This window comes from Pseudomonas aegrilactucae (assembly GCF_019168305.1).
Lineage (GTDB): Bacteria > Pseudomonadota > Gammaproteobacteria > Pseudomonadales > Pseudomonadaceae > Aquipseudomonas > Aquipseudomonas aegrilactucae.
This window is the reverse complement of sequence record NZ_JAHTBI010000006.1, coordinates 1-25,592: the sequence shown is the minus strand read 5'-3', so window position 1 is coordinate 25,592 and position 25,592 is coordinate 1. Positions and strand designations below refer to the sequence as shown.

The 25,592-nt window shown below is 64.0% G+C and carries 20 protein-coding genes and 2 pseudogenes; 8 read left to right on the top strand and 14 right to left on the bottom strand.

The features are described 5' to 3' along the window. A pseudogene (locus KUO17_RS26490) lies at positions 1–80 on the top strand (response regulator); the annotation flags it as partial. Positions 81–168: 88 nt separating this feature from the next. On the opposite strand, the gene KUO17_RS01890 reads toward KUO17_RS26490, so the two are convergent. From KUO17_RS01890 to KUO17_RS01860, 7 genes are all read right to left on the bottom strand, one after another. Beyond that, positions 169–1,062: an ABC transporter permease subunit gene (locus KUO17_RS01890; protein WP_217973353.1), complete on the bottom strand. Its 894-nt coding sequence runs from the start codon at positions 1,060–1,062 to the stop codon at positions 169–171. Beyond that, positions 1,059–1,940, bottom strand: coding sequence for an ABC transporter permease subunit (locus KUO17_RS01885; protein ID WP_217973354.1), 882 nt, complete (start codon positions 1,938–1,940; stop codon positions 1,059–1,061). Before KUO17_RS01885 ends, KUO17_RS01890 begins: the two co-directional genes overlap by 4 nt. 35 nt (positions 1,941–1,975) lie before the next feature. Continuing rightward, a complete protein-coding gene (locus KUO17_RS01880; RefSeq protein ID WP_217973352.1) occupies positions 1,976–3,118 on the bottom strand; it encodes an ABC transporter ATP-binding protein in 1,143 nt (380 codons plus the stop codon). Between the two features lie 58 nt (positions 3,119–3,176). After that, a complete protein-coding gene (locus KUO17_RS01875) occupies positions 3,177–4,271 on the bottom strand; it encodes a polyamine ABC transporter substrate-binding protein (protein ID WP_217973351.1) in 1,095 nt (364 codons plus the stop codon). Positions 4,272–4,436: 165 nt separating this feature from the next. After that, complete coding sequence (locus KUO17_RS01870; RefSeq protein ID WP_217973350.1) at positions 4,437–5,546, bottom strand: polyamine ABC transporter substrate-binding protein; 1,110 nt, start codon at positions 5,544–5,546, stop codon at positions 4,437–4,439. A 166-nt stretch (positions 5,547–5,712) separates the two neighbouring features. After that, a complete protein-coding gene (locus KUO17_RS01865) occupies positions 5,713–7,071 on the bottom strand; it encodes an aspartate aminotransferase family protein (RefSeq protein WP_217973349.1) in 1,359 nt (452 codons plus the stop codon). 48 nt (positions 7,072–7,119) lie between these two features. Continuing rightward, positions 7,120–8,478 (bottom strand): glutamine synthetase family protein, encoded by a 1,359-nt coding sequence (locus KUO17_RS01860; RefSeq protein WP_217973348.1) that lies wholly within the window; start codon positions 8,476–8,478, stop codon positions 7,120–7,122. A gap of 603 nt (positions 8,479–9,081) precedes the next feature. On the opposite strand from KUO17_RS01860, the gene KUO17_RS01855 reads away from it, so the two are divergent. Continuing rightward, positions 9,082–10,458 carry a glutamine synthetase family protein gene (locus KUO17_RS01855; RefSeq protein WP_217973347.1) on the top strand — a complete coding sequence of 459 codons (1,377 nt, stop codon included), beginning with the start codon at positions 9,082–9,084 and terminating at the stop codon, positions 10,456–10,458. 109 nt (positions 10,459–10,567) lie between these two features. Here KUO17_RS01855 and argA read toward each other — a convergent pair whose 3' ends face one another. Together argA and argE are read right to left on the bottom strand one after the other, a co-directional pair. Continuing rightward, positions 10,568–11,866: an amino-acid N-acetyltransferase gene (gene argA, locus KUO17_RS01850; RefSeq protein ID WP_217973346.1), complete on the bottom strand. Its 1,299-nt coding sequence runs from the start codon at positions 11,864–11,866 to the stop codon at positions 10,568–10,570. A gap of 115 nt (positions 11,867–11,981) precedes the next feature. Beyond that, the gene (gene argE / locus KUO17_RS01845) at positions 11,982–13,139 is read right to left on the bottom strand and encodes an acetylornithine deacetylase (RefSeq protein ID WP_217973345.1); all 1,158 of its coding nucleotides are present in this window, start codon (positions 13,137–13,139) and stop codon (positions 11,982–11,984) included. Between the two features lie 120 nt (positions 13,140–13,259). Here argE and KUO17_RS01840 point away from each other — a divergent pair, with 120 nt between their 5' ends. Next, positions 13,260–14,630: a CYTH domain-containing protein gene (locus KUO17_RS01840; RefSeq protein WP_217973344.1), complete on the top strand. Its 1,371-nt coding sequence runs from the start codon at positions 13,260–13,262 to the stop codon at positions 14,628–14,630. Between the two features lie 3 nt (positions 14,631–14,633). Here the strand turns inward: KUO17_RS01840 and KUO17_RS01835 are convergent, their stop codons facing one another. Beyond that, complete coding sequence (locus tag KUO17_RS01835) at positions 14,634–15,098, bottom strand: Lrp/AsnC family transcriptional regulator (RefSeq protein WP_217973343.1); 465 nt, start codon at positions 15,096–15,098, stop codon at positions 14,634–14,636. Positions 15,099–15,224: 126 nt separating this feature from the next. On the opposite strand from KUO17_RS01835, the gene KUO17_RS01830 reads away from it, so the two are divergent. The 5 genes and pseudogenes from KUO17_RS01830 to KUO17_RS01810 all read left to right on the top strand — a co-directional run bounded on the left by KUO17_RS01830 (position 15,225) and on the right by KUO17_RS01810 (position 19,229). Next, positions 15,225–15,566 (top strand): hypothetical protein, encoded by a 342-nt coding sequence (locus tag KUO17_RS01830; protein ID WP_217973342.1) that lies wholly within the window; start codon positions 15,225–15,227, stop codon positions 15,564–15,566. Between the two features lie 90 nt (positions 15,567–15,656). Continuing rightward, positions 15,657–17,389: pseudogene (locus KUO17_RS01825) on the top strand (GspE/PulE family protein). A gap of 84 nt (positions 17,390–17,473) precedes the next feature. Beyond that, on the top strand, positions 17,474–18,394 hold the full coding sequence (locus tag KUO17_RS01820; RefSeq protein ID WP_163950782.1) for an SPFH domain-containing protein: 921 nt from the start codon (positions 17,474–17,476) through the stop codon (positions 18,392–18,394). 2 nt (positions 18,395–18,396) lie between these two features. Further along, a complete protein-coding gene (locus KUO17_RS01815) occupies positions 18,397–18,861 on the top strand; it encodes an NfeD family protein (RefSeq protein WP_217973341.1) in 465 nt (154 codons plus the stop codon). Between the two features lie 53 nt (positions 18,862–18,914). Continuing rightward, positions 18,915–19,229, top strand: a complete 315-nt coding sequence (locus KUO17_RS01810; RefSeq protein ID WP_217973340.1) for a DUF2388 domain-containing protein — start codon at positions 18,915–18,917, stop codon at positions 19,227–19,229. Between the two features lie 108 nt (positions 19,230–19,337). Here KUO17_RS01810 and gcvP read toward each other — a convergent pair whose 3' ends face one another. From gcvP to KUO17_RS01790, 4 genes are all read right to left on the bottom strand, one after another. Further along, the gene (gcvP, locus tag KUO17_RS01805; protein ID WP_217973339.1) at positions 19,338–22,211 is read right to left on the bottom strand and encodes an aminomethyl-transferring glycine dehydrogenase; all 2,874 of its coding nucleotides are present in this window, start codon (positions 22,209–22,211) and stop codon (positions 19,338–19,340) included. Between the two features lie 84 nt (positions 22,212–22,295). Next, positions 22,296–22,679 carry a glycine cleavage system protein GcvH gene (gene gcvH, locus KUO17_RS01800; RefSeq protein ID WP_217973338.1) on the bottom strand — a complete coding sequence of 128 codons (384 nt, stop codon included), beginning with the start codon at positions 22,677–22,679 and terminating at the stop codon, positions 22,296–22,298. Between the two features lie 45 nt (positions 22,680–22,724). Then, positions 22,725–23,807: a glycine cleavage system aminomethyltransferase GcvT gene (gene gcvT, locus KUO17_RS01795; RefSeq protein ID WP_217973337.1), complete on the bottom strand. Its 1,083-nt coding sequence runs from the start codon at positions 23,805–23,807 to the stop codon at positions 22,725–22,727. A gap of 117 nt (positions 23,808–23,924) precedes the next feature. Further along, positions 23,925–25,547, bottom strand: a complete 1,623-nt coding sequence (locus KUO17_RS01790) for an ABC transporter permease (RefSeq protein WP_217973336.1) — start codon at positions 25,545–25,547, stop codon at positions 23,925–23,927. Between the last annotated feature and the right edge of the window lie 45 nt (positions 25,548–25,592).

Sequence of the window (25,592 nt, the reverse complement as noted above, 5' to 3'; positions counted from 1 at the left end):
GCAAGCCGATCTACCACGTGCGCCTGCTCGAGACCCTCGACAACCTGTTTCCCAAACCGCGCCTGCAACTGGTCAACTGACGGCTTCGCTAGCAAGCCAGCTCCCACAGGTTTTGCGCTGCACACAAAACCCTGTGGGAGCTGGCTTGCCAGCGAAGGGGCCGTCAGGTCAGGCCGAGACCTGCGCTGCGGTCGCGCGGCGCACGTCCGGCTGCTTCCACGAATCGGCCGCGCTTTCTTCGATGGCCTGCTGGATCGCACGCTTGCGGCGCTCTTCGGCACGGCGGCTGAAGTACCACACCATGAACGTCACCAGCGACACGCTCAGCAGGATCAGGCTGGCCACCGCATTGATCTCCGGCTTCACACCCAGGCGCACCGCCGAGAACACTTCCATCGGCAAGGTGGTCGAACCCGGCCCCGACACGAAGCTGGCCAGCACCAGGTCATCCAGCGACAGCGCGAACGACATCATGCCGCCCGCCGCCAGCGACGGCGCGATCATCGGGATGGTGATCAGGAAGAACACCTTCCACGGCCGCGCCCCCAGGTCCATGGCGGCCTCTTCGATGGACAGGTCCAGCTCGCGCAGACGCGCCGACACCACCACCGCCACATAGGCCGCGCAGAACGTGGTGTGGGCGATCCAGATGGTGACGATGCCGCGCTCCTGCGGCCAGCCGATCATCTGCGCCATGGCCACGAACAGCAGCAACAGCGACAGGCCGGTGATCACCTCGGGCATCACCAGCGGCGCGGTAACCAGGCCACCGAACAGCGTGCGCCCCTTGAAGCGGGTCACGCGGGTCAGCACGAAGGCTGCCAGGGTGCCCAGCGCCACTGCCGCAATCGCGGTGTAGCAGGCAATCTCCAGCGAGCGCATCACCGAGCCCATCAGTTGGCTGTTGTCGAGCAGGCCGACGTACCACTTCACCGACCAGCCGCCCCACACCGTCACCAGCTTGGAGGCGTTGAACGAGTAGATCACCAGGATCAGCATGGGCAGGTAGATGAACACCAGGCCCAACACCAACATCAGTTTGGAGAAACTGAAACGCTTCATGCCCTGCCCTCCATCTCTTTGGCCTGACTGCGGTTGAACAGCAGGATCGGCACGATCAGGATCGCCAGCATCACCACCGCCAGGGCAGACGCCACCGGCCAGTCGCGGTTGTTGAAGAATTCCTGCCACAGCACTTTACCGATCATCAGGGTTTCCGGGCCGCCCAGCAGCTCGGGGATGACGAACTCGCCCACCACCGGGATGAACACCAGCATGCAGCCGGCCACGATGCCGTTCTTGGCCAGCGGCACGGTGATCTTCCAGAAGCTGTTGAAGGTGCTCGACCCCAGGTCCGACGCGGCTTCAAGCAGGCTCTGGTCGTGTTTGACCAGGTTCGCGTAGAGCGGCAGGATCATGAACGGCAGGTACGAATAGACCACGCCGATGTACACCGCCAGGTTGGTGTTGAGGATCTGCAGCGGCTGATCGATCAGCCCCAGCCACATCAGGAAGGCATTGAGCAGCCCGTTGTTGCTGAGGATGCCCATCCAGGCATACACGCGGATCAGGATCGCCGTCCAGGTCGGCATCATGATCAGCAGCAGCAGTACGGTCTGCATGTCCTTGCGCGCATTGGCGATGGCATAGGCCATCGGAAAGCCGATCAGCAGGCACAGCACGGTGCTGATCAGGGCCATCTTCAACGAGCCCAGGTACGCGGAAATGTACAGCTCGTCTTCGCTCAGCAGGCCGTAGTTGGCCAGGTTGAGCACCAGCTGCACCTTGCCTTCGAGGTAGGTGTAGATCTCGGTATACGGCGGGATGGCCACGTCGGCTTCGGCAAAGCTGATCTTCAGCACGATGAAGAACGGCAGCATGAAGAACAGGAACAGCCAGATGAACGGGACGCCGATCACCAGGTGGCGGCCCTCGGGTATCAACCGGTTGATCGCTCGCTTGAGCTTGCGCACTTTCATGACCGCAGGACCACGCCGCTGTCGTCTTCCCACCACACGAACACTTCATCGTCCCAGGTAGGACGGGTGCCCTGGCGCTCGGCGTTGGCAACGAACGACTGCACGATCTTGCCGCTGGGCAATTCGACGTAGAACACCGAGTGACCACCCAGGTAAGCGATGTCGTGGACCTTGCCACGGGACCAGTTGAACTCGAAGCCCGGTTGCTCGGTGGTCACCAGCAGTTTTTCGGGGCGCAGCGCGTAGGTGATGCGCTTGTCTTCCACCGAAGTGGTCACGCCATGGCCGATGTAGATCTTGCGCTCAAGCTCCGGGCTTGCGATCAGCGCGTGGCCTTCGGCGTCGTCGACCACTTCACCGTCGAACAGGTTGACGTTGCCGATGAACTCGCACACCAGGCGGCTGGTGGGGGTTTCATAAACGTCGATCGGGCTGCCGATCTGGGCGATCCAGCCCAGGTGCATGATGGCGATGCGCTGGGCCATGGTCATGGCCTCTTCCTGGTCGTGGGTCACCATCACGCAGGTCACGCCCACGCGCTCGATGATCTGTACCAGCTCCAGTTGCATCTGCGAACGCAGCTTCTTGTCCAGTGCGCCCATCGGCTCGTCGAGCAACAGCAGCTTGGGACGCTTGGCCAGCGAACGGGCCAGGGCCACACGCTGACGCTGACCACCCGACAACTGGTGCGGCTTGCGCTTGGCGTACTGGGTCATGTGCACCAGCTTGAGCATCTCGTCGACGCGGGCCTGGATCTCGTCCTTGGTCATCCTGTCCTGCTTCAGGCCGAAGGCAATGTTGTCCGCCACGCTCATGTGCGGGAACAAGGCATAGGACTGGAACATCATGTTGATCGGCCGCTCGTAGGGCGGCATGTCGGTGATGTCCACACCGTCCAGGAAGATTCGCCCTTCGGTAGGACGCTCGAACCCGGCGAGCATGCGCAGCAAGGTGGACTTGCCGGAGCCGGAGCCACCGAGCAGCGCGAAGATCTCGCCCTTCTTGATCTCCAGGGACACATCGTCCACGGCTACGGTTTCGTCGAACTTCTTTGTAACCCGGTCGATCTTGACCAGCACCGTCTTAGGTTGCTGGTCGCCCTCGAGGGCTTTCTTATAGGCACCGGAGGCAACGGCCATGTGTGAAACTCCCAACAAGATTTTGGTGCCCGCCCCTGCCGTGGCGGGCCCTGAATGGTTACTTGCCCGACTTGACCTTGGTCCAGCTGCGGGTCATCAAGCGTTGTATCTTGGGCGGTAACTCGGAATTGACGTACAGCTTGTCCAGCACCTCTTGCGGTGGGTAAACCGCTGCGTCGGTTCGCACGCTCTGGTCCATGAGTTCGCCAGCCTTGGGGTTCGGGTTGGCGTAACCGACGTAATCGCTGACCTGGGCAATCACCTCAGGCTTGAGCAGGTAGTTGATGAAGGCGTGGGCCTCTTTGCCATTCTTGGCGTCCTTGGGGATCGCCAGCATGTCGAACCAGAGGTTGCCGCCTTCCTTGGGGATCACGTACGCGAGTTCCACGCCCTTGCCGGCCTCTTCGGCGCGCGACTTGGCCTGGAAGATATCGCCGGAAAAACCGGCAGCCACGCAGATGTCACCGTTGGCCAGGTCCGAGATGTACTTGGAGGAGTGGAAGTAGGTGATGTAAGGACGCACCGCCAGCAGCCTATTCTCGGCGTCGGCGTAGTCCTTGGGGTCGGTGCTGTTGGGGTCGCGCCCCATGTAGTTGAGCACCGCCGGGAGCATCTCGTCTGCCGAGTCGAGGAACGCGACGCCGCACGTGGAGAGCTTCTTGATGTTTTCTGGCTCGAACAGCACGGCCCAGGAGTCGATCGTGTCGACACCCAGCGCGGCCTTGACCTTCTCGACGTTGTAGCCGATGCCATTGGTGCCCCACAGGTAGGGGACCGCGTACTGGTTGCCCGGGTCGTTCTTTTCCAGGCGCTTCATCAGCGCCGGGTCCAGGTTCGAATAATTGGGCAGCAGCGACTTGTCGAGCTTCTGGAACGCGCCCGCCTTGATCTGCTTGCCCAGGAAATGGTTGGACGGCACCACCACGTCATAGCCGGTACGACCGGCCAGCAGCCTGGCTTCCAGGGTTTCGTTGGAATCGAAGACGTCCTGCACGGGTTTGATCCCGGTTGCCTTTTCGAAGTCCGCGAGGGTGGTCTGGCCGATGTAGTCCGACCAGTTGTAAATGTGCACCGTGGGCGCCGCTTGGACGCTGAACGCCAGCGTCAGGCCCGCTCCAGCCATGACGGCCTTGCGAAAAATTGAAGTAGACAAGTGGGAGGTCCTCTGCAAAAAGTGCCCGAGTCGTACGGCAGAAACGCCTGCGGTACCGGCAAACCGGCGCGCAACTTACCTTCGATACACCCATCCGGCAAAAAGAATTTGCCTGAAAGCCCCGTTCAGGCACTTTTATTCAGTGCCTGACGGGAACAACCGGATTTACTTGCCCGATTTGATCTTGGTCCAGCTGCGGGTGATCAGGCGCAGGGTAGCGGCGTCCAGGTCACTGATGGCGTACAGCTTGGCCTTCACCGCATCCGACGGGTAGATGCTCGGATCGCCGGAAATGTCCTTGTCCACCAGGGCAGTCGCTGCCTTGTTGCCGTTCGGGAAGCGCACGGCGTTGGTGATCTCGGCCATGATTTCCGGCTGCATCAGGAAGTTCATGAACTGGTAGGCCGCGTCGACGTTGGTGGCGTCCTTGGGAATCGCGACCATGTCGTAGAAGGTACCGGCACCTTCCTTCGGAATGCTGTAGGCCAGCTTGACCTTGTCACCGGCCTCGTGGGCGCGGGCCTTGGACTGCTCCAGGTCACCCGAGTAACCCACGGCCACGCAGATGTTGCCGTTGGCCAGGTCCGAGATGTACTTGGAGGAATGGAAGTACGCCACCGATGGGCGGATGCTCAGGAACAGGTCCTCGGCAGCCTTCAGGTCGGCCTTCAGCTCGGCCTTGTCCTTGCTGTCGGTCGGCTTGCCCAGGTAGTGCAAGGCGGCCGGAATCATCTCGGTCGGCGCATCGAGGAAGCTCACGCCGCAGCTCTTGAGCTTGGCAATGTTCTCAGGCTTGAACACCACGTCCCACGAGTCGATCTTGTCGACGCCCAGCGCGGCCTTGACCTTCTCCGGGTTGTAGCCGATACCGATGGAGCCCCACATGTACGGGAAGGCGTGCTTGTTGCCCTGGTCGCTGGCGTCGCCAACAGCCTTGAGCAGGTCTTGGTCGAGGTTCTTCCAGTTAGGCAGCTTGGACTTGTCCAGTTCCTGATAGACGCCGGCCTTGATCTGCTTGGCCAGGAAGTTGTTCGACGGCACCACCACGTCGTAGCCCGACTTGCCGGCCAGCAACTTGGCTTCCAGGGTTTCGTTGCTGTCGAACACGTCGTACACGACCTTGATGCCCGACTGCTTCTCGAATTTGGCGATGGTGTCCGGTGCAATGTAGTCGGACCAGTTGTAGACGTGCAGCACCTTGTCATCCGCCTGAACCGCACCTGCCATCAACCCGGCCAGGGTCGCGGCCAACAGCGTCTTGCCCATTTTTTTCATGCGTCATGCTCCAGAATTTTATATGAAACCGTCTGTTCAGCGACCGACTCGTGCGGCGCAAGCGCTGGGCGACTGAAACAGTCGCTAGTCTGGCAAGATCCGCTGCGCTCTTTCAACACACGCGCCGCCCGGATTGCCACTCCCCAACGCTCAGCCTAGCACCTGGTTACTGCAGTGCCTCCAGGGTCAGGTCCAGGCATTTGCGCGCCTTGTCCAGCAGTTCGTCGATCTCTTCACGGCTGATTACCAGTGGCGGTGCAATGATCATGGTGTCGCCCACGGCGCGCATGATCAGCCCGTTGTCGAAGCAGAACTGGCGGCAGATCATGCCCACGCCCTTGCCTTCGTAACGGGTGCGGGTCGCCTTGTCCTTGACCAGCTCGATCGCGCCGAGCATGCCCAGGCCGCGTACCTCGCCCACCAGCGGGTGATCGTTTAACTCGCGCAGACGTTTCTGCAAATAGGGTGCCGTTTCCGTGTGAACACGCTCGATGATCTTTTCATCGCGCAGGATGCGCAGGTTTTCCAGGCCCACCGCTGCGGCTACCGGATGGCCCGAATAGGTGAAACCATGATTGAAGTCGCCGCCCTGGCTGATCACCGCCGCCACTTCGTCACGCACGATCACGCCGCCCATGGGGATATAACCGGAGGTCAGGCCCTTGGCGATGGTCATCAGGTCGGGCTTGAGGTCGTAATAATCGCAACCGAACCACTGGCCGGTGCGACCGAAGCCACAGATCACTTCGTCGGCAATGAACAGAATCTCGTACCTGGCGAGGATTTCCTTGATCTTCGGCCAGTAGGTTTCCGGCGGGATGATCACCCCGCCAGCGCCCTGGATCGGCTCGGCGATGAAGGCGGCAACGTTGTCTTCGCCAACCTCGAGGATTTTCTTTTCCAACTGCTCGGCAGCCCATACGCCGAACTCGTCCGGGGCCATGTCGCCGCCTTCGCCGAACCAGTACGGCTGCGGGATGTGCACGATGCCAGGCAGTGTTCCGCCCTGCTCATGCATGCCGCTCATGCCGCCCAGGGCCGCGCCGGCCACGGTGGAACCGTGATAACCGTTGATACGGCCGATGATCACCTGCTTGTGCGGCTTGCCCTTGAGCGCCCAGTAATGGCGGACCATGCGCAGGTTGGTGTCGTTGCCCTCGGAGCCGGAGCCGGTGAAGAACACATGGCTCATGCCCGCCGGGGCCACCTCGCAGATTGCCTTGGCCAGTTCCAGTGCCGGCGGGTGCGCGGTCTGGAAGAACAGGTTGTAGTAAGGCAGCTCACGCATCTGCGCGGCGGCGGCCTCGACCAGTTCGTCACGCCCGTAGCCGATCGCCACACACCACAGCCCCGCCATGCCATCGAGGATCTTGTTGCCCTCGCTGTCCCACAGGTGCACGCCCTTGGCCTTGGTGATGATGCGCGGGCCTTTTTCCTTCAGCTGCTTATAGTCACTGAACGGGGCCAGGTGATGATCACGGCTCAGGGCTTGCCACTCGCGGGTTTGCGGGTTGTTGACGCTCATGTGCTTCTCCGATGACTGACGGCCGCGCTCCTGCGGCCCCGGGGTTTATCAGACCGCGAACAGCAGGAACTCGCGTTCCCAGGAGCTGATCACGCGCTTGAAGTTTTCATGCTCGGCGCGTTTGGTCGCGACGTAGCCGGCAATGAATTTCTTGCCCAGGTAGGGCTCCAGTGCGCTGCAGTTTTCCATGCGCTCCAGGGCGTCCTCGATGGTCAGTGGCAGGCGCAGGTTGCGTCGCTCGTAACCACGGCCCTTGACCGGGGCGCTCGGGTCGATGCCCTCGACCATGCCGATATAGCCGCACAGCAGGCTGGCGGCGATGGCCAGGTACGGGTTGGCATCGGCACCGGGCAGGCGATTCTCGACACGACGGTTCTGCGGGCCGGCATCCGGAACGCGCAGGCCCACGGTACGGTTCTCTTCGCCCCATTCCACGTTCACCGGCGCCGAGGTGTCGGGCAGGAAACGACGGAACGAGTTGACGTTGGGCGCAAACAGCGGCAACACCGACGGGATGAACTTCTGCAGCCCCCCCACGTGGTGCAGGAACAACTGGCTCATGCTGCCGTCTTCATTGGAGAAGATGTTCTTGCCGGTGTGCACGTCGATGATGCTCTGGTGCAGGTGCATCGCACTGCCCGGCTCGCCGGTCATGGGCTTGGCCATGAAGGTGGCGGCCACGTTGTGCTTGAGGGCGGCCTCGCGCATGGTGCGTTTGAACACCAGGATCTGGTCGGCCAGCGACAGCGCGTTGCCATGACGGAAGTTGATCTCCATCTGCGCGGTGCCGTCTTCGTGGATCAGCGTGTCCAGGTCCAGGTTCTGCAGCTCGCACCAGTCATAGACATCCTCGAACAGCGGGTCGAATTCGTTGGCCGCTTCGATGGAGAACGACTGGCGACCGGTTTCCGGGCGCCCGGAGCGGCCGATCGGCGGCTGCAGCGGGAAGTCCGGGTCTTCGCAGCGCTTGGTCAGGTAGAACTCCATCTCCGGCGCCACGATCGGCTGCCAGCCCTTTTCGGCGTATAGCTTGAGCACTTTCTTGAGCACGTTGCGCGGCGACAGTTCGACCGGGTTGCCCTGCTTGTCGTAGGTGTCGTGGATCACCTGCGCGGTAGGCTCTATGGCCCACGGCACGAGGAACACCGCGTTCTCGTCGGGGCGGCAGATCATGTCGATGTCGGCAGGGTCGAGCAGCTCGTAATAGATGTCATCGTCGACGTAGTCGCCGGTCACGGTCTGCAGCAGCACGCTCTCGGGCAGACGCATGCCTTTTTCGGCGATGAACTTGTTGGTTGGGGAGATCTTGCCGCGCGTGATCCCGGTGAGGTCGCTGATCAGACACTCGACTTCGGTGATCTTGTGCTCTTTCAACCAATCGGTGAGCTGGTCGAGGTTGTTACTCATAAATACCTCAGGAGGCAAATGTCTGGACTGTCGTCAGGACGCCCAAGCTGGGCTGTCCTGATCATTCTGGATGGCGCACGACGCTAAAGCAAAGCACCTGGCACGGGGCTGGCGCATCGGGTCTTGCCCGCAAGGGCGAGGAGCCCGCTATAGTGATGGCAGTCGATGACAAATGAGGGTGCGCCCCCGGGCAGATGGCCCAGGCCGTCAATTATTGCGGCCAGGTCGCGGCACACCGCCACGCGGTTTTTGCCCTGGGCGTGGCAGGCGTGCAAACCGATACGCGCGGTGCGGCCGGTGATGCCGGTTGTCGGCAGGCGAGACATGTAACCCCCGGTATTATTGCTGTTATGGGTTGCGACCGAGCTTAGCGCTGTTCATTTTTTTACACAACACCCCCGTAAAAAATAGAACACGCCCCGCTCAAGATCGCTGCTGCACGACCAAAGCAGGCCTTGCTGACGCCCTCAATTGCAGCAAAAATGCCGCTTGAGCGCCGTTTTAGGGCATGATGGGGCTGGCTTGACTTCGGCAAGGCTTTCGCGTTGACTGAACCTGCAAGCCCCCATTGATTGATATTTTTAACAACAAAGGTGTTGCATCATGTCGGTACCCCCGCGTGCCGTTCAGCTTAACGAAGCGAACGCGTTCCTTAAGGAACATCCTGAGGTTCTCTACGTTGACCTTCTGATTGCAGATATGAATGGTGTGGTGCGTGGCAAGCGCATCGAACGCACGAGCCTGCACAAGGTTTACGAGAAAGGCATCAACCTGCCGGCCTCCCTCTTCGCCCTGGACATCAACGGTTCGACCGTCGAAAGCACGGGCCTTGGCCTGGACATCGGCGATGCCGACCGCATCTGCTATCCGATCCCCGATACCCTTTGCAACGAGCCCTGGCAGAAGCGCCCGACCGCGCAGTTGCTGATGACCATGCACGAACTCGAAGGCGAGCCGTTCTTCGCCGACCCGCGTGAAGTGCTGCGCCAGGTCGTGAGCAAGTTCGACGACCTGGGCCTGACCATCTGCGCCGCCTTCGAGCTGGAGTTCTACCTGATCGACCAGGAGAACGTGAACGGCCGTCCGCAGCCGCCGCGCTCACCGATTTCAGGCAAGCGTCCGATCTCCACCCAGGTGTACCTGATCGACGACCTCGACGAATACGTCGATTGCCTCCAGGACATTCTGGAAGGCGCCAAGGAGCAAGGCATCCCGGCCGACGCCATCGTCAAGGAAAGTGCCCCGGCGCAGTTCGAAGTGAACCTGCACCACGTGGCCGACCCGCTGAAGGCGTGCGACTACGCGGTGCTGCTCAAGCGCCTGATCAAGAACATCGCCTACGACCATGAGATGGACACCACCTTCATGGCCAAGCCGTACCCGGGCCAGGCGGGCAATGGTCTGCACGTGCATATTTCGGTGCTGGACAAGGATGGCAAGAACATCTTTACCAGCGAGGATCCCGAGCAGAACGCCGCATTGCGTCACGCGATCGGCGGTGTGCTCGAGACCCTGCCGGCATCGATGGCGTTCCTGTGCCCGAACGTCAACTCGTACCGCCGTTTTGGTGCCCAGTTCTACGTGCCCAACTCCCCGACCTGGGGCCTGGACAACCGAACCGTGGCCTTGCGCGTACCGACCGGCACGCCCGACGCGGTACGCCTGGAGCACCGCGTGGCGGGTGCCGACGCCAACCCGTACCTGCTGCTGGCAGCGGTACTGGCCGGCGTGCACCACGGTTTGACCAACCAGGTCGAGCCAGGCGCGCCGATGGTGGGCAACTCCTACGAGCAGAACGAGCAGAGCCTGCCGAACAACTTGCGCGATGCGCTGCGCGAGCTGGATGACAGCGAAATCATGGCCAAGTACATCGATCCGAAGTACATCGATATCTTCGTGGCGTGCAAGGAGAGTGAGCTGGAGGAGTTCGAACACTCCATCTCCGACCTTGAGTACAACTGGTACCTGCATACCGTGTAAGGTTTGACGGCCTCTTCGCTGGCAAGCCAGCTCCCACAGGGTTTTATGTGCACCGCATAACCCTGTGGGAGCTGGCTTGCCAGCGAAGGGCTGCAAAGCAGCCCAGGCTTTACAGTGCCTTTTCGAAGATCTTCGAATTACGCTGGAAGTTGTACAGCGACGCCCGCGCCGCCGGCAGCCGCTCCACCCCACTGGGCACAAACCCGCGCTCGCGGAACCAGTGTGCCGTACGCGTCGTCAGCACGAACAAGGTCTTCAGGCCCATCTCCCGCGCGCGCGTCTCGATCCGCTCCAGCAACTCGTCACCGCGCCCGCCATGGCGGTATTCCGGGTTCACCGCCAGGCACGCCAGCTCCCCCGCCTCCGACTCGGCAATCGGGTACAGCGCCGCACAGGCGATGATCATCCCCTCGCGTTCGACCACACTGAACTGCTCGATCTCGCGCTCCAGCACCTCGCGTGAACGGCGCACCAGGATGCCCTGTTCTTCCAGCGGGCTGATCAAGTCCAGCAAGCCGCCAACGTCTTCGATCGCCGCCTCGCGCACTTTCTCGAACTGCTCCTGCGCCACCAGCGTACCGCCACCGTCACGGGTGAACAGCTCGGTGAGCAACGCACCGTCTTCGGCATAGCTGACGATATGGCTGCGCGCCACGCCGCCACGGCAGGCCTCGGCGGCCGCATCCAGCAGCTCGCCCTGATAGTCGGCACCCAGGCGCTGCATGTGCGCCGGCACCTGCTGCGGACGCAGCTCGCGCACCAGCTTGCCGCTCTCGTCCAGCAGGCCGCGTTCGGCACCGAACAGCAGCAGCTTGTCGGCCCCCAGCTCGATGGCCGCACGGGTGGCGACGTCTTCGCAGGCCAGGTTGAAGATCTCGCCGGTCGGCGAATAGCCCAGCGGCGACAGCAGCACGATGGAGCGCTCGTCGAGCAGGCGATTGATACCCTTGCGGTCGACCCGGCGCACTTCGCCGGTGTGGTGGTAGTCGACGCCTTCGAGCACGCCGATCGGCCGTGCCGTCACCAGGTTGCCGGCCGCCACGCGCAGGCGCGAGCCCTGCATGGGCGAGGCGGCCATGTCCATTGACAGGCGCGCCTCGATGGCGATGCGCAGGTGCCCGACCGCGTCGATCACGCACTCCAGGGTGGCCGCATCGGTGATGCGCAGGCCATGGTGGTAGTGCGCGCTCAGGCCACGGGCAGCCAGGCGGCTTTCGATCTGCGGGCGCGAACCGTGTACCAGCACCAGACGCACGCCCAGGCTGTGCAGCAGCACCAGGTCGTGGACGATGTTGCCGAAGTTGGGGTGATCGACCCCGTCACCGGGCAACATGACCACGAAGGTGCAGTCGCGGTGGGCATTGATGTAGGGCGAAGCATGACGCAGCCAATTGACGTATTCGGGCATAACCAGAGCCTGTAGAAAAGAGGACAAGAACGGAAAAACACACAGCGCTCGAAGGGTTATCGTCGCAACAGGTCTGGCGTCACGCGCATTCTCCCTGGGTTGAAAACGGTTGGACTCACCGGGCAATTACCGATTCGAGGCAATAATGCCCGATCAATTCACGCAATAGACGCACAGTAGGCTCCAGGCGTGACATTTCGAGGTATTCGCCCGGCTGGTGGGCACAGGCAATATCGCCCGGGCCCAGCACCAGGGTCTCGCAACCCAGGCGCTGAAGGTAAGGCGCCTCGGTGCCAAAGGCCACCGCCTCGGCGGTGTGCCCGGTAAGACGCTCGGCCACCCGCACCAGTTCAGCGTCGGCCTGCTGCTCGAACGGCGGCACTTCGGGGAACAGCGGCGCATAGTCGATTTTTACCTGGTGCTGCTCGGCCAATGGCAACAGCTTGCTACGGATCGCCGCGCGCAGCACGTCGGGGTCCATGCCTGGCAGCGGGCGCAAGTCGAACTCCAGCGCGCACTGGCCACAGATGCGGTTGGGGTTGTCGCCACCATGGAGGCAGCCGAAGTTCAGGGTCGGCTGCGGCACGCTGAACTGCGTATTGTTGTACTCACGCTGCCATTGCTGGCGCAGCCCCATCAGTTCGCCCATCACCGCATGCATCGCTTCGGCGGCACTGTGGCCCAGGCTCGGGTCGGAGGAGTGGCCGCTGCGCCCGAGGATGTCGATGCGCTCCATCATCACGCCCTTGTGCAGGCGGATCGGGCGTAGCCCGGTCGGCTCGCCGATCACCGCCGCACGGCCCAGCGGGCGACCGGCCTCGGCCAACGCACGGGCGCCGGACATCGAGCTTTCCTCGTCGCACGTGGCCAGGATCAGCAGCGGTTGCTTGAACGGCTGGTCGAGCAGCGGGCGCACCGCTTCGATCACCAGCGCGAAGAAACCCTTCATGTCGCAGCTGCCCAGGCCCACCCAGCGCCCATCGACTTCGGTGAGCTTGAGCGGGTCGGTCTGCCACAGTTGCGGGTCGTACGGCACGGTGTCGCTGTGACCGGCCAGTACCAGGCCGCCGGGACCGCTGCCGAAGCTGGCGAGCAGGTTGAACTTGCCCGGGGTGATCTCCTGCAGCTCGCAGTCGAAGCCAAGGTCCCCCAGCCAGCCGGCCAGCAGGTCGATCACCGCACGGTTGGACTGGTCCAGGCTGGGCTGGGTACAACTGACCGACGGGGCGGCGATCAGGGCGGCAAACTGGTCTTTGAGCGGCGGCAACGGCATGCGCATTCTCCTCGGTACGAGGCCCATCATAGGGCCATCGGGCACCTGGAATAAACCGTCGGCGGTCGAGTCCTGTACACTGCACGGCCAAGACGCACCCAGTCATCGAGCCTGCCAGCAATGAACACAGAAACCGAACTCAAACTGCGGGTCAGCCGCGAGACCCTCGCCGCCCTGCGCGAACACCCATTGCTGAAGAAGCGCAACAAATCCGGCTGGCAGCAGCGCGACTTGCTCAACCAGTACTTCGACACCCCCGAGCGCGACCTGGCGGCCGCCAAGGTGGCCCTGCGCCTGCGCCGCGATGGCGACGTCGTGATCCAGACCCTCAAGAGTCGCGGCCAGAGCACTGCCGGGCTGTCGGTGCGCAACGAACACGAGTGGGAGCTGCCCAAGGCCAAGCTCGACCTGAAGAAGCTGGACGAGACCGTGTGGCCGGCCGAGCTCGCCGAGCTGGACAAAAAGACCATCAAGGCGCTGTTCAGCACCGACTTCACCCGCGAGTACGCCGAAATTGCCTGGGGCCGTGGCAAAGCCAAGGTCGTGATCGAAGCGGCACTGGACCTGGGTACCGTGGTGGCCGGCAAGCAGAAGGAAGAGATCTGCGAGCTGGAACTGGAACTGCGTGAAGGCGACCCGGCCGCACTGCTGGAGCTGGCCGCGGAACTCGCGGCAAGCCTGCCCGTGTTCCCGTGCGATATCAGCAAGGCCGAACGTGGCTACCGCCTGCTCGACCCGGCCAGCTACGCGCTGAGCCTGCCGCCGGCCACCGAGCTGAACGCCGAAATGACCCTGGACGACGCCTTCGCCGCCCTGGCCTGGCAACTGCTGGGCGCCAGCCAGCGCCTGGCCGAACAGTACCGCTTCAACGGCCACTGGCGCCTGCTGCAGGACTGGGTCGAGTGCCTGGCCGAACTGCGTGCCCTGCTCAGCAGCCTGGGCCAGGCCGCGCCGCGCCCGACCACCAGCGCCCTGCGCGCCAGCCTTGACGCCTTGCTCGAAGACTGGCGCCCGCTGGTACTGGCTGGCAACGACGACGAAGACGTGCGGCGCGCCGCCCCCGAGCAATTCGCCGAAGAGCTGCTCGACACCCGCTGGGGCCAGTTCTCGCTGGACACCTCGCGCTGGTTGCTGGCCCGCGGCTGGGCCGTGGAGCGCAACAAGCGCGGCGACCGTCAGGGCGCTGCACAGCTGGGCAACTGGCTGAAGGTACTGCTGTCGGACGAGGCCAACGCGCTGCAACTGCCGCTGTACCATCGCCAGCCCGAAGATCTGGCCGAACAGCTGCCGCGCATCGAGCGCCTGCTGGCCTGGCTGCACCACGCCCGCCAGGTGCTGGAAAGCCCCGACCTGGACCGCCTGTTCGGTGAACTGAACAAGCTGCACGAGCTGGCCAACCTGCCGATCGGCGACGACGTCCTCGACGCCCGTGTGCACCAGGCCATGGCAGTGTTCCAGAGCCGTGGCTGGAAGCACCTGCTGCGCAAGTAAGGGCTACACCGGCAAACTCGTCGTGGACTTGATCTCGGACAAGGCCACGATCGAGTTGACCTCCTGGATCCCCGGCACCATCGACAGCTTTTCGAAGAAGAACCGTTCGTAGGCTTCGATGTCCGGGGTGACGATGCGCAGCAGGAAATCCACTGCGCCCATCAGCACGTAGCACTCCAGCACCTCGGGAAACTCGCGGATCGCCTCGGTGAATTCGGCGAAGTTGGTCCGCCCGTGAGCGTTGAGTTTGACCTCGGCAAAGATCTGCGTGTTCAGGCCGATCTTCTTGCGATCGAGCAGGGTCACCTGGCCGCGAATCACCCCCTCCTCCTTGAGCCGCTGAATGCGCCGCCAGCACGGCGACTGCGACAGCCCCACGCGCTCGGCGACCTGCGCGCTGGACAGCGACGCGTCCTCCTGCAGCAGGGCCAGGATGCGCCGGTCGTAGGCGTCCAGTTGGCTTTGCATGATTTATCCCCATCAGGCGTACATCGTGAATTGATCAATTCGATAAAGCTGCAGACAGGCTGATCATAGAGAAGAAATGCCTCCTTGAAGATGTAAAAATTCCGGCATCGAATTCGGAGACATTCCATGAGCGCCCACGAACGGCTGGACAGCCCCGTCACCCCGCTGCGCACTGATGTGTGGGCCGCCAACGCGCTGCACAGCGACGTGTGCTACCGCCTGCAGGTGGAGGCCGAGCCGGACAGCCTGTGCCGCATCCTCAACCTGTTCGCCCTGCAGTTCCTGGTGCCGCATCACCTGCACATGCAGCAGCATGACGACCTGCTGGACATCGAGCTGGGGGTGGGCGGGCTGAGTTGGCACCGCGCAGAGCTGATTGCACAGAAAATGCGCAACCTGATCTGCGTCACCCAGGTCAGCCTCGAACTGCGCGCCGCCGAACACGGCGAGTTGCGCCGGGCGCTTTGAGGCGGAAAGATCCGGCAACCCTTGCGACAAAACATGTCGTCAAACGACAACTAGCCTTGGCAGGCCCGCTACCGCTCCCGAGGAGCCGCCATGCCTGCCCTACCGCCCGACCGCTGGCTCGACCTCGACACGCTGCTCGGCGCCCTGTGCGCACAGCAGCGCATCAGCCCTGCCTGTGCCCGCACCTGGCCGCTGGGCGCCGATGAGCCTGCCCACCCGCTGGAGCGCATTGCCAGACGCCGCCTGGATGACCTGCAGCGCCCCGGCAGGTACTGGACCTGGACACCCTGGGCGAGTGGCTGGCGCAACAGGCCGGCCAGCCGTATGTGCGTCTCGACCCGCTGGCCTTGCAGGCCGCCCGCCTGACCGGGCTGATGTCGGCCGCGTTTGCGCGGCGCCACGAGATTCTGGCCATCGCGGTGGATGCGCACAGCATCACCGTGGCCAGCGCCCAACCCTATGTGCGCGCCTGGGAGGCCGACCTGGGGCAGATCCTGCAGCGCACGGTGCGGCGGGTGCTGGCCAGCCCCGTCCAGCTGCGCGAGCTGAGCCTGACGCTGTTTCGCCTGGCCCATTCGGTCAGTGGTGCCAGCCAGTTGGCCGCACCCGCCGCGCACCACGCCAACCTTGAACAACTGCTCGAGATGGGCACCGCCAGCGACGCCAACGATGCGCATATCGTCAGCATCGTCGACTGGCTGCTGCAGTACGCCTTCGAGCAGCGCGCCAGCGACATCCACCTCGAACCCCGGCGCACCGAGGGCCAGTTGCGCCTGCGTATCGACGGCGTGCTGCACCTGGCCTACCAGTTCCCGCCGGCGGTGACCCTGGCCGTGGTCAGCCGGCTCAAGAGCCTGGGGCGCATGAATGTCGCGGAAAAACGCCGCCCGCAGGATGGCCGCATCAAGACCCGCTCGGCGGCCGGCAACGAAGTGGAGCTGCGCCTGGCCACCCTGCCTACCGCGTTTGGCGAAAAACTGGTGCTGCGCATCTTCGACCCGCACCTGCTGCAACAGGACTTTGCCCAGCTGGGCCTGGACGGCGCCGAACTGACGCGCTGGGAGGCGCTGCTGCGCCAGCCCCACGGCATCATCCTGGTCACCGGGCCGACCGGCTCGGGCAAGACCAGCACCCTGTACGCCACCCTCAAGCAGCTGGCCACGCCACAGGTCAACCTGTGCACCCTGGAAGACCCGATCGAAATGCTCGAGCCGGCGTTCAACCAGATGCAGGTTCAGCCGGGTATCGACCTGGGCTTTGCCAATGGTGTGCGCGCCCTGCTGCGCCAGGACCCGGACATCATCATGATCGGCGAGATCCGTGACGCCGATACCGCGCAGGTGGCGGTGCAGGCGGCGCTGACCGGGCACCTGGTGCTGTCGACCCTGCACACCAACGATGCGTGCGGCGCACTCGGGCGCCTGCTGGAGCTGGGCATTGCACCGTACCTGATCCGGGCTACCCTGAACGGGGTAATGGCCCAGCGCCTGGTGCGCACCTTGTGCCCCGCGTGCAAAGTGCCGCAGGCGCCCAGCGCGCCAGACTGGCACAGCCTCGACCCCGACCGCGCAGTGCCCGCAGGCGCGTGTACGGCTGGCGGCTGCCGTGACTGCCGACACACCGGTTATCGTGGCCGCATCGGCCTGTTCGAACTGCTGCTGGTCAGCCCGACACTGCGCGAGCAGCTCGACGACCGCCTGGACCTGGCCCGCGTGCGCCAGCAGGCACAGGCCGAAGGGTTGCGCAGCCTGCGTCTGAATGGCGCACAAAAGATCGCCGACGGGCTGACCACACTGGCAGAAGTGATTCGCGTTACTGCATGAAATGAAATCATCGGACGCTGGCCTGACGGGCCGTCGACATGCCAAGCTTGCGCACTTCGACTCACTGCTGACCAAGGAAATGTCATGCAAATCGGGATGGTAATGCTGTTGTTCGTCGGCCTGGCCCTGGCCCTCGTGTTCATGGGCTTCAAGGTGGTACCCCAGGGCTTTCAATGGACAGTGGAGCGCTTTGGCCGCTACACCACCACACTCAAGCCAGGGCTCAACATCATCGTCCCGGTGATGGACCGCATCGGGCGCAAGATCAACATGATGGAAAGCGTGCTGGACATCCCGCCGCAGGAAGTCATCACCGCCGACAACGCCACGGTGCAGATCGACGCGGTGTGCTTCTTCCAGGTGGTCAACACCGCGCAGGCCGCCTACGAGGTCAACAACCTCGAGCACGCCACGCGCAACCTGCTGCAGACCAACATCCGTACCGTGCTCGGCTCGATGGAGCTGGACGCCATGCTCAGCCAGCGTGATGCGATCAACGAACGCCTGCTGCGCACCGTCGACGAAGCCACCGCGCCGTGGGGCATCAAGATCACCCGTATCGAGATCAAGGACATCAGCCCACCCGCCGACCTGATGGCGGCCATGTCCGGGCAGATGAAGGCCGAACGGGTCAAGCGTGCCCAGATCCTCGAGGCCGAGGGCTTGCGGGCTGCCGCCATCCTCACTGCCGAGGGCAAGAAGCAGGCGCAGATCCTCGAAGCCGAAGGCGAGCGTCAGGCAGCGTTCCTGGAATCCGAGGCACGTGAGCGTCAGGCCGAGGCCGAAGCCCGCGCCACCCAGGTGGTGTCCGAAGCAATCGCCAACGGCAACGTGCAGGCGATCAACTACTTCGTCGCGCAGAAATACGTCGATGCACTGGGCAAGCTTGCCTCGGCCAACAACAGCAAGGTCGTGCTGATGCCGCTGGAAGCCAGCCAGGTGATCGGTGCAGTAGGCGGTATCGGCGAGATCGTGCGGGCCACCTTCGACAGCAAGAAGGGCTGAGCATGTGGGAATACCTGCAACACCTGTCCTTCTGGGACTGGCTGGCACTGGGCACGTTGCTGCTGATACTCGAAGTGTTCGGCGCTGGCGGCTATCTGCTGTGGATCGGAGTGGCGGCGGCGGGCGTGGGGGTGATCACCTTCGTGATCCCGGCGCTGCCGTGGACCCTGCAGTTCCTGCTGTTCGGCCTGTTGTCGGTGTTCACCGCGGTGTTCTGGTGGCGGCGCCAGCGCAGCAACGCCAGCCCCAGCGACGCGCCGGGCCTGAACATGCGTGGCCAGGAGCTGATCGGGCGCACGTTCGTGGTGCACGAAGCCATCATTGGCGGGCGCGGCAAGATCAAGGTCGGCGATGGCGTGTGGATGGTGCGCGGGCCGGACCTGCCGGTGGGCCGCCAGGTGGTGGTGCTGAGCCAGGACGGCGCAATCCTGCAGGTGGAGCCGGTGCAGCAGGCGCCTGGGAACTAGTGCAGGGCAATGTGCTCAAACACAGCATATTGCCCCCCATTGGAGTCCTGCCCATGCGTCTGAAGTATGCTGTCGCCACCCTTGCGCTGCTGTCCCTGCCGGTTGGTTCGGCCATGGCCGACGGTTTCTGGCGTAACGTGATTTCGTCGGGCGCCACCACCGGCTCCACCTACCTGACGTTCAAGGACCACAAGCTGGTGGTGGCGGCGCAGGAAGATGCCAGCAGCTACGTGGCCAGCGAAGGCGCGATCAGCGGGCCGTACCTGGAAGCAGCGATGCAGCAGGTACGCAGCGAGAACCCGGGGTTGCAGGCCAGTGACATGGAACTGGCGAACGCGATCCTGGCGCAGAATGCCGTGACTGATTAACACCTGGGCTGCTGTGCAGCCCTTCGCTGGCAAGCCAGCTCCCACAGGGTTTTGTGTGCGCCGCAGAACCCTGTGGAAGCTGGCTTGCCAGCGAAGCGGCTGTGGGCCTCAGCGATAATCTTCCACCGGCACACACGCACAGAACAGGTTCCGGTCCCCGTACACATTGTCCACCCGGTTCACCGCCGGCCAGTATTTGTGCAATCGCGCATGCTCACTCGGCGCAACCCCCTGCTCGATCGAGTAAGGCCGCTCCCACACCCCCAGCACATCCGCCAGCGTATGCGGCGCGCGCTTGAGCGGGTTGTCCTCGGCCGGCCAGTTGCCGTGCTGCACCTCGCCGATCTCGGCACGAATCTTCAGCATGGCCTCCACGAAGCGATCCAGTTCCGCCTTGGACTCGCTCTCGGTCGGCTCCACCATCAGCGTACCCGGCACCGGGAACGACATGGTCGGGGCATGGAACCCATAGTCCATCAGACGCTTGGCCACATCCTCCTCGCTGATCCCGGTCAACGCCTTCAACGGCCGCACGTCCAGAATGCACTCATGCGCCACCCGCCCGTTGCGCCCGCGATACAGCACCGGGAACGCGCCGCCCAGCTGCTGCGCCAGGTAGTTGGCCGACAGGATTGCCACCTCGCTGGCATCGGCCAGTTGCGGCCCCATCATGGCGATGTACATCCAACTGATCGGCAGGATGCTTGCGCTGCCCCAGGGCGCCGCACTGACGGCCGTGTTCTGCGGGTCCGGCCCAGGCACCGGTATCACCGGATGGCTGGCCACGAACGGTGCCAGGTGCGCACGCACACCGATCGGGCCCATGCCCGGGCCGCCGCCACCGTGAGGGATGCAGAAGGTCTTGTGCAGGTTCATGTGCGAGACGTCGGCGCCGATGTCGGCCGGGCGTGCCAGCCCGACCTGGGCGTTGAGGTTGGCACCGTCCATGTACACCTGGCCGCCGTGGCTGTGGATAACCTCACAGATCTCGCTGATGCCTTCTTCGTACACCCCATGGGTCGACGGATAGGTTGCCATCAGGCAGGCCAGGCGCTCCCCTGCCGCCTGCGCCTTGGCCTTGAGGTCGGCCAGGTCGACGTTGCCGGCCGCATCGCACTCGACGATCACCACCTGCATGCCGGCCATCTGCGCCGAGGCCGGGTTGGTGCCATGGGCCGAGGCCGGGATCAGGCAGATATCGCGCTGGCCCTGCTGACGGCTGCGGTGGTACTTGCTGATCGCCAGCAAGCCCGCGTATTCGCCCTGGGCGCCGGAGTTGGGCTGCATGCAGATGGCATCGAAACCGGTGATCGCACATAACCACTGTTCCAGTTCGTCGATCATGGCCTTGTAGCCCTGCGCCTGGGTGAGCGGCGCGAACGGGTGCAGGTTGGCCAAGCCTGGCCAGGTGATGGGGATCATCTCGCTGCTGGCATTGAGCTTCATGGTGCAGGAGCCCAGCGGGATCATCGACTGGTTGAGCGCCAGGTCCTTGTTCTCCAGCTGCTTGAGGTAGCGCAGCATCTCGGTTTCGCTGTGGTGCAGGTTGAACACCGGGTGGGTGAGCACCGCGGACTGGCGCAACAGCGCCTCGGGCAGCCCGGGCGGCAGGTCCTGGGCGTCGAGTTGCGCCACGTCCAGGCCGTGGTCGGCGCCCAGGAAGATGTCGAACAGGCGCTGCACGGTGGCCTGGTCACAGGTTTCATCCAGGCTTACGCCCAACTGGCCACGGCCCAGGATGCGCAGGTTGACCTGCGCCGCCTCGGCGCTCTGGATGATTGCGCTCTGGCTGCCGCCAACCTCCAGGGTCAAGGTATCGAAATAGTGTGTGTTGAGCCGTATGAGCCCTTTGGCCTGCAACCCGGCGGCCAGGATGGTGGTGAGCCGGTGCACGCGCTGGGCGATGCGCCTGAGGCCTTCAGGCCCGTGGTAGACGGCGTAGAAGCCGGCAATGTTGGCCAGCAGCACCTGCGCGGTGCAGATGTTGGAGTTGGCCTTCTCACGGCGGATATGCTGCTCGCGGGTTTGCAGGGCCATGCGCAAGGCCAGGTTGCCACGCGCATCCCTGGACACCCCGATGATGCGCCCCGGCATGGCACGCTTGAAGTCGTCGCGGCAGGCAAAGTACGCCGCATGCGGACCGCCATAGCCCATCGGCACGCCAAAGCGCTGGGTCGAGCCCAGCACCACGTCCGCGCCCTGCTCGCCGGGCGGCGTCAGCAGCACCAGGCTGAGCAGGTCGGCCGCCACGCAGGCCACCGCCTGCTGGTCATGCAACTGCTGGATCGGCGCATGCAGCGCGTGCACTGCGCCGTGGGTATCGGGGTATTGCAGCAAGGCCCCGAACACCGCGTACTGGCCGAGGTTCTCCACCGCATCGATGATCAACTCGTAGCCAAAGCCTTCGGCGCGGGTCTGCAGCACCGAAAGGGTTTGCGGGTGGCAATGTTCATCGGCAAAGAACGCATTGCTGCGCGACTTGGCCACGCGCCTGGCCAGGGTCATGGCTTCGGCCGCAGCGGTGGCTTCATCGAGCAGCGAGGCGTTGGCCAGGTCCAGCCCGGTGAGGTCGATGACCATCTGCTGGTAGTTGAGCAGCGCTTCGAGGCGGCCCTGGGCGATTTCGGGCTGGTACGGCGTGTAGGCGGTGTACCAGCCCGGGTTCTCCAGCACGTTGCGCAGGATGACCGCAGGCGTCAGGGTGGCGTGGTAGCCCATGCCGATCAGGCTGGTCCACACCTGGTTCTGCTCGGCGTAGCCGCGCAGCCTGGCCAGCGCAGCCTGTTCATCCAGGGCCGGCGGCAGCTCGAGAGGACGATTCAGGCGAATGCCTGGCGGCACGGTCTGCTCGATCAGTTCGCTGCGCGTGGCCAGGCCCAAGGCCTGGAGCATCGCCTGCTGCTCGGCGGCATCGGGCCCGAGGTGGCGACGCAGGAACGCATTGGCATCGTGCAGTTGGCTCAGGGACGGCAACTGGGACATAGCGGCTCTCTCTTCCAAGACCAAGCCTCGAGAGGGTCGAGGCTTATTGAGTCTAGGAAGGGATTGCCGTTCGTGCGGGAAAAACTACTCGCCGATGGCGGCCTTGTAGCCGGCAGCGTCCAGCAACTTGTCCAGCTCAGCCTTGTCGCTTGGCTTGAGCTTGAAGATCCAGCTGCCATACGGGTCGCTGTTCAGTAACTCGGGGCTGTTGCTCAGCGCTTCGTTGACAGCGATCACTTCACCACTTACCGGGGCGTAGATATCCGAAGCCGCCTTGACCGATTCCACCACGCCGGCCGCATCGCCAGCGGCAAACACCTTGCCGACGTCGGCCAGTTCGACGAACACCACATCGCCCAAGGCTTCCTGGGCATGGTCGCTGATACCGACGGTGATGGTACCGTCAGCTTCCAGCCTGGCCCACTCGTGGCTTTCGGCAAAACGCAGTTCGGCGGGAACATTGCTCATAATTGTTTTCCTCAACAGGTCAGCGGTCGGCCCGCCAGAATGAATTCAGATCAGGATCTTGCCATGGCGCACGAAGGTTGGCTTGACCACACGCACCGGGTACCACTTGCCGCGGATTTCCACCTCGGCGCGGTCGGCGGTGGCCACTGGCACGCGGGCCAGGGCGATGGCCTTGCTCAACGTAGGAGAGAAACTACCACTGGTGATCTCCCCTTCGCCAATTTGTGCGATACGCACCACCTGGTGGGCACGTAGCACGCCACGTTCCTCAAGCACCAGGCCGACCAGTTTGAGCTGCACGCCGGCGGCCTGTTCGGCCTCCAGCGCCTGGCGCCCGACGAAGTCGCGATCGGCCGGTTCCCAGGCAATGTTGCGCGCCAGGTTCGAGGTCAGCGGCGAATGCGCTTCATCGATATCCTGGCCGTACAGGTTCATGCCCGCTTCCAGGCGCAAGGTGTCGCGCGCACCCAGGCCGCTGGGCGCGATACCGGCGCCCACCAGATCGTTGAAGAACGCCGGGGCCTGTTCGGCCGGCAGGGTGATTTCCAGGCCGTCTTCACCGGTGTAGCCGGTGCGCGCGATAAACCAGTCACCCTCGGCATGGCCTTCGAACGGCTGGAGCTCGCGAATCAGCGCAGCACGCGCCGCAGTGACCAGTTCGGCCACCTTTTCCCGCGCATGCGGGCCCTGCACGGCAAAAATGGCCAGCTCGGGGCGCTCACGCACCTGTACCTCGAAGCCGCTGGCGCGAGCCTGCAGCCAGGCCAGGTCCTTGTCCCGGGTGGCGGCGTTGGCCACCAGGCGGTAACCACTGTCGGTGCGATAGACCAGCAGGTCGTCGATCACCCCACCTTGCTCATTGAGCAGGGTGCTGTAGAGGGCCTTGCCGACCTCGGCCAGGCTGGCGACATCGTTGGCCAGCAGCCAGCGCAGCCAGCGCGTGGCCTGCGCGCCGTCGATGTCGATCACGGTCATGTGCGATACGTCGAACACGCCGCAGTCGCGGCGCACCTGATGGTGCTCCTCGACCTGCGAGCCGTAGTGCAGGGGCATATCCCAACCGCCAAAATCGACCATCTTGGCACCAAGCGCCAGGTGCAGGTCATAAAGAGGCGTACGCTGTCCCATGGGTTTCTCCTTCCGGGCGTGGCGAAGCTGCGGCTGACGGGGGGCATTTGGCCCCCCTTGCAAACCTGCCGCAGCGAATGCCGCGCATTGTAGCCGCAAGGGCGCAGCCTTACACCCTCAGTGACTCTGACCGGGGCGGCGGGCAGAACGTCGAATCAACCCGATGACCGGCAACAACCCCACCAGCACCAGCGTCAGCGCCGGCAGCGAAGCCCGCGCCCACTCGCCTTCGCTGGTCATCTCGAAGACCCGCACCGACAGGGTGTCCCAGCCGAACGGCCGCATCAGCAGGGTGGCCGGCATTTCCTTGAGCACGTCGACGAACACCAGCAACGCGGCGCTCAGCGCACCAGGGACCAGCAACGGGAGATACACCTTGAAAAACAATCGCGGGCCACTGACCCCCAGGCTGCGCGAGGCTTCGGGCAAGGACGGCCGGATGCGCCCCAGGCTGTTTTCCAGCGGGCCGTAGGCCACCGCGATGAAGCGCACCAGGTAGGCCAGCAGCAATGCCGCCAGGCTGCCCATCAGCAGCGGTTTGCCGGCGCCCCCAAGCCAGTTCGACAGCGGTACCACCCACTGATTGTCGAGGTAACTGAAGGCCAGCATGATCGACACCGCCAGCACCGAACCGGGCAAGGCGTAGCCCAGGTTGGCCAGGCTGACGCCCGCGCGGATGGCACGCGTCGGCGCCAGGCGGCGGGCGAACGCCAGCAGCAGCGCCACCGCCACGGTGATCAGTGCGGCCATCGCGCCCAGGTACAGGGTATGCACGATCAGCGCGCCGTAGCGTTCGTCGAGGTCGAAGCGCCCGCGCTGCCAGCACCACACCAGCAATTGCAGCATGGGGATCACGAAGGCGCAGGCGAACACCAGCAGGCACCAGCCGCTGGCGGCCAGTGCCTTGAGCCCGCGCAGGTGGTACAGCGCCTTGCCCCGAGGCCGTTCGTTGCTGCTGCGCACCGCGCCACGGGCACGCCGCTCGCCATACAGCACCAGCATCACCGCCAGCAACAGCAGGCTGGCCAGTTGCGCGGCGCTGGAGAGACTGAAGAAGCCGTACCAGGTCTTGTAGATGGCGGTGGTGAAGGTGTCGAAGTTGAACACGGCCACCGCGCCGAAGTCGGCCAGGGTTTCCATCAGCGCCAGCGCCACGCCGGCGCCGATGGCCGGGCGCGCCATTGGCAGCGCCACGCGCCAGAAGGCTTGCAGCGGCGATTGGCCGAGCACCCGCGCCGCTTCCATCAGGCCCTTGCCCTGGGCCAGGAAAGCGGTGCGGGCGAGCAGGTAGACGTAGGGGTAGAACACCAGCACCAGCACGATGATCACCCCGCCGGTGGAGCGCACCCGCGGCAGGCGCATCGGACCGAACCACTCGCGCAACAGGGTCTGCACCGGGCCGGAGAAGTCCAGCAGGCCGACGAAGACAAACGCCAGCACGTAGGCGGGGATGGCGAAGGGCAGCATCAAGGCCCAGTCCAGCCAGCGCCGGCCCGGGAATTCGCACAGGCTGGTGAGCCAGGCCAGGCTGACGCCAAGCACGGTGACGCCCACCCCTACGCCCAGCACCAGCGTCAGGGTATTGCCCAGCAGGCGGCTCATCTGCGTGTCGAGCAGGTGCGACCAGATCTGCAGGTCGATGCTCTGCCACGACAGCACCAGTACGCTCAGCGGCAGCAGCACCAGCGCGCAGACGGTGAAGACCAGGGGGTACCAGCGGCGTTGGGCGGGGTGGGCCAAGGGGGGAAATCTCTAGCGAATGTGAGATTCGCTGGCAAGCCAGCT

What these genes read in the sequence shown, in the direction of transcription:
- KUO17_RS01890 (WP_217973353.1), bottom strand. Translation starts at nt 1,062, where the DNA reads ATGAAGCGTTTCAGTTTCTCCAAACTGATGTTGGTGTTGGGCCTGGTG.
- KUO17_RS01880 (WP_217973352.1), bottom strand. Translation starts at nt 3,118, where the DNA reads ATGGCCGTTGCCTCCGGTGCCTATAAGAAAGCCCTCGAGGGCGACCAG.
- KUO17_RS01870 (WP_217973350.1), bottom strand. Translation starts at nt 5,546, where the DNA reads ATGAAAAAAATGGGCAAGACGCTGTTGGCCGCGACCCTGGCCGGGTTG.
- KUO17_RS01865 (WP_217973349.1), bottom strand. Translation starts at nt 7,071, where the DNA reads ATGAGCGTCAACAACCCGCAAACCCGCGAGTGGCAAGCCCTGAGCCGT.
- KUO17_RS01860 (WP_217973348.1), bottom strand. Translation starts at nt 8,478, where the DNA reads ATGAGTAACAACCTCGACCAGCTCACCGATTGGTTGAAAGAGCACAAG.
- KUO17_RS01855 (WP_217973347.1), top strand. Translation starts at nt 9,082, where the DNA reads ATGTCGGTACCCCCGCGTGCCGTTCAGCTTAACGAAGCGAACGCGTTC.
- argA (WP_217973346.1), bottom strand. Translation starts at nt 11,866, where the DNA reads ATGCCCGAATACGTCAATTGGCTGCGTCATGCTTCGCCCTACATCAAT.
- argE (WP_217973345.1), bottom strand. Translation starts at nt 13,139, where the DNA reads ATGCCGTTGCCGCCGCTCAAAGACCAGTTTGCCGCCCTGATCGCCGCC.
- KUO17_RS01840 (WP_217973344.1), top strand. Translation starts at nt 13,260, where the DNA reads ATGAACACAGAAACCGAACTCAAACTGCGGGTCAGCCGCGAGACCCTC.
- KUO17_RS01835 (WP_217973343.1), bottom strand. Translation starts at nt 15,098, where the DNA reads ATGCAAAGCCAACTGGACGCCTACGACCGGCGCATCCTGGCCCTGCTG.
- KUO17_RS01830 (WP_217973342.1), top strand. Translation starts at nt 15,225, where the DNA reads ATGAGCGCCCACGAACGGCTGGACAGCCCCGTCACCCCGCTGCGCACT.
- KUO17_RS01820 (WP_163950782.1), top strand. Translation starts at nt 17,474, where the DNA reads ATGCAAATCGGGATGGTAATGCTGTTGTTCGTCGGCCTGGCCCTGGCC.
- KUO17_RS01815 (WP_217973341.1), top strand. Translation starts at nt 18,397, where the DNA reads ATGTGGGAATACCTGCAACACCTGTCCTTCTGGGACTGGCTGGCACTG.
- KUO17_RS01810 (WP_217973340.1), top strand. Translation starts at nt 18,915, where the DNA reads ATGCGTCTGAAGTATGCTGTCGCCACCCTTGCGCTGCTGTCCCTGCCG.
- gcvP (WP_217973339.1), bottom strand. Translation starts at nt 22,211, where the DNA reads ATGTCCCAGTTGCCGTCCCTGAGCCAACTGCACGATGCCAATGCGTTC.
- gcvH (WP_217973338.1), bottom strand. Translation starts at nt 22,679, where the DNA reads ATGAGCAATGTTCCCGCCGAACTGCGTTTTGCCGAAAGCCACGAGTGG.
- gcvT (WP_217973337.1), bottom strand. Translation starts at nt 23,807, where the DNA reads ATGGGACAGCGTACGCCTCTTTATGACCTGCACCTGGCGCTTGGTGCC.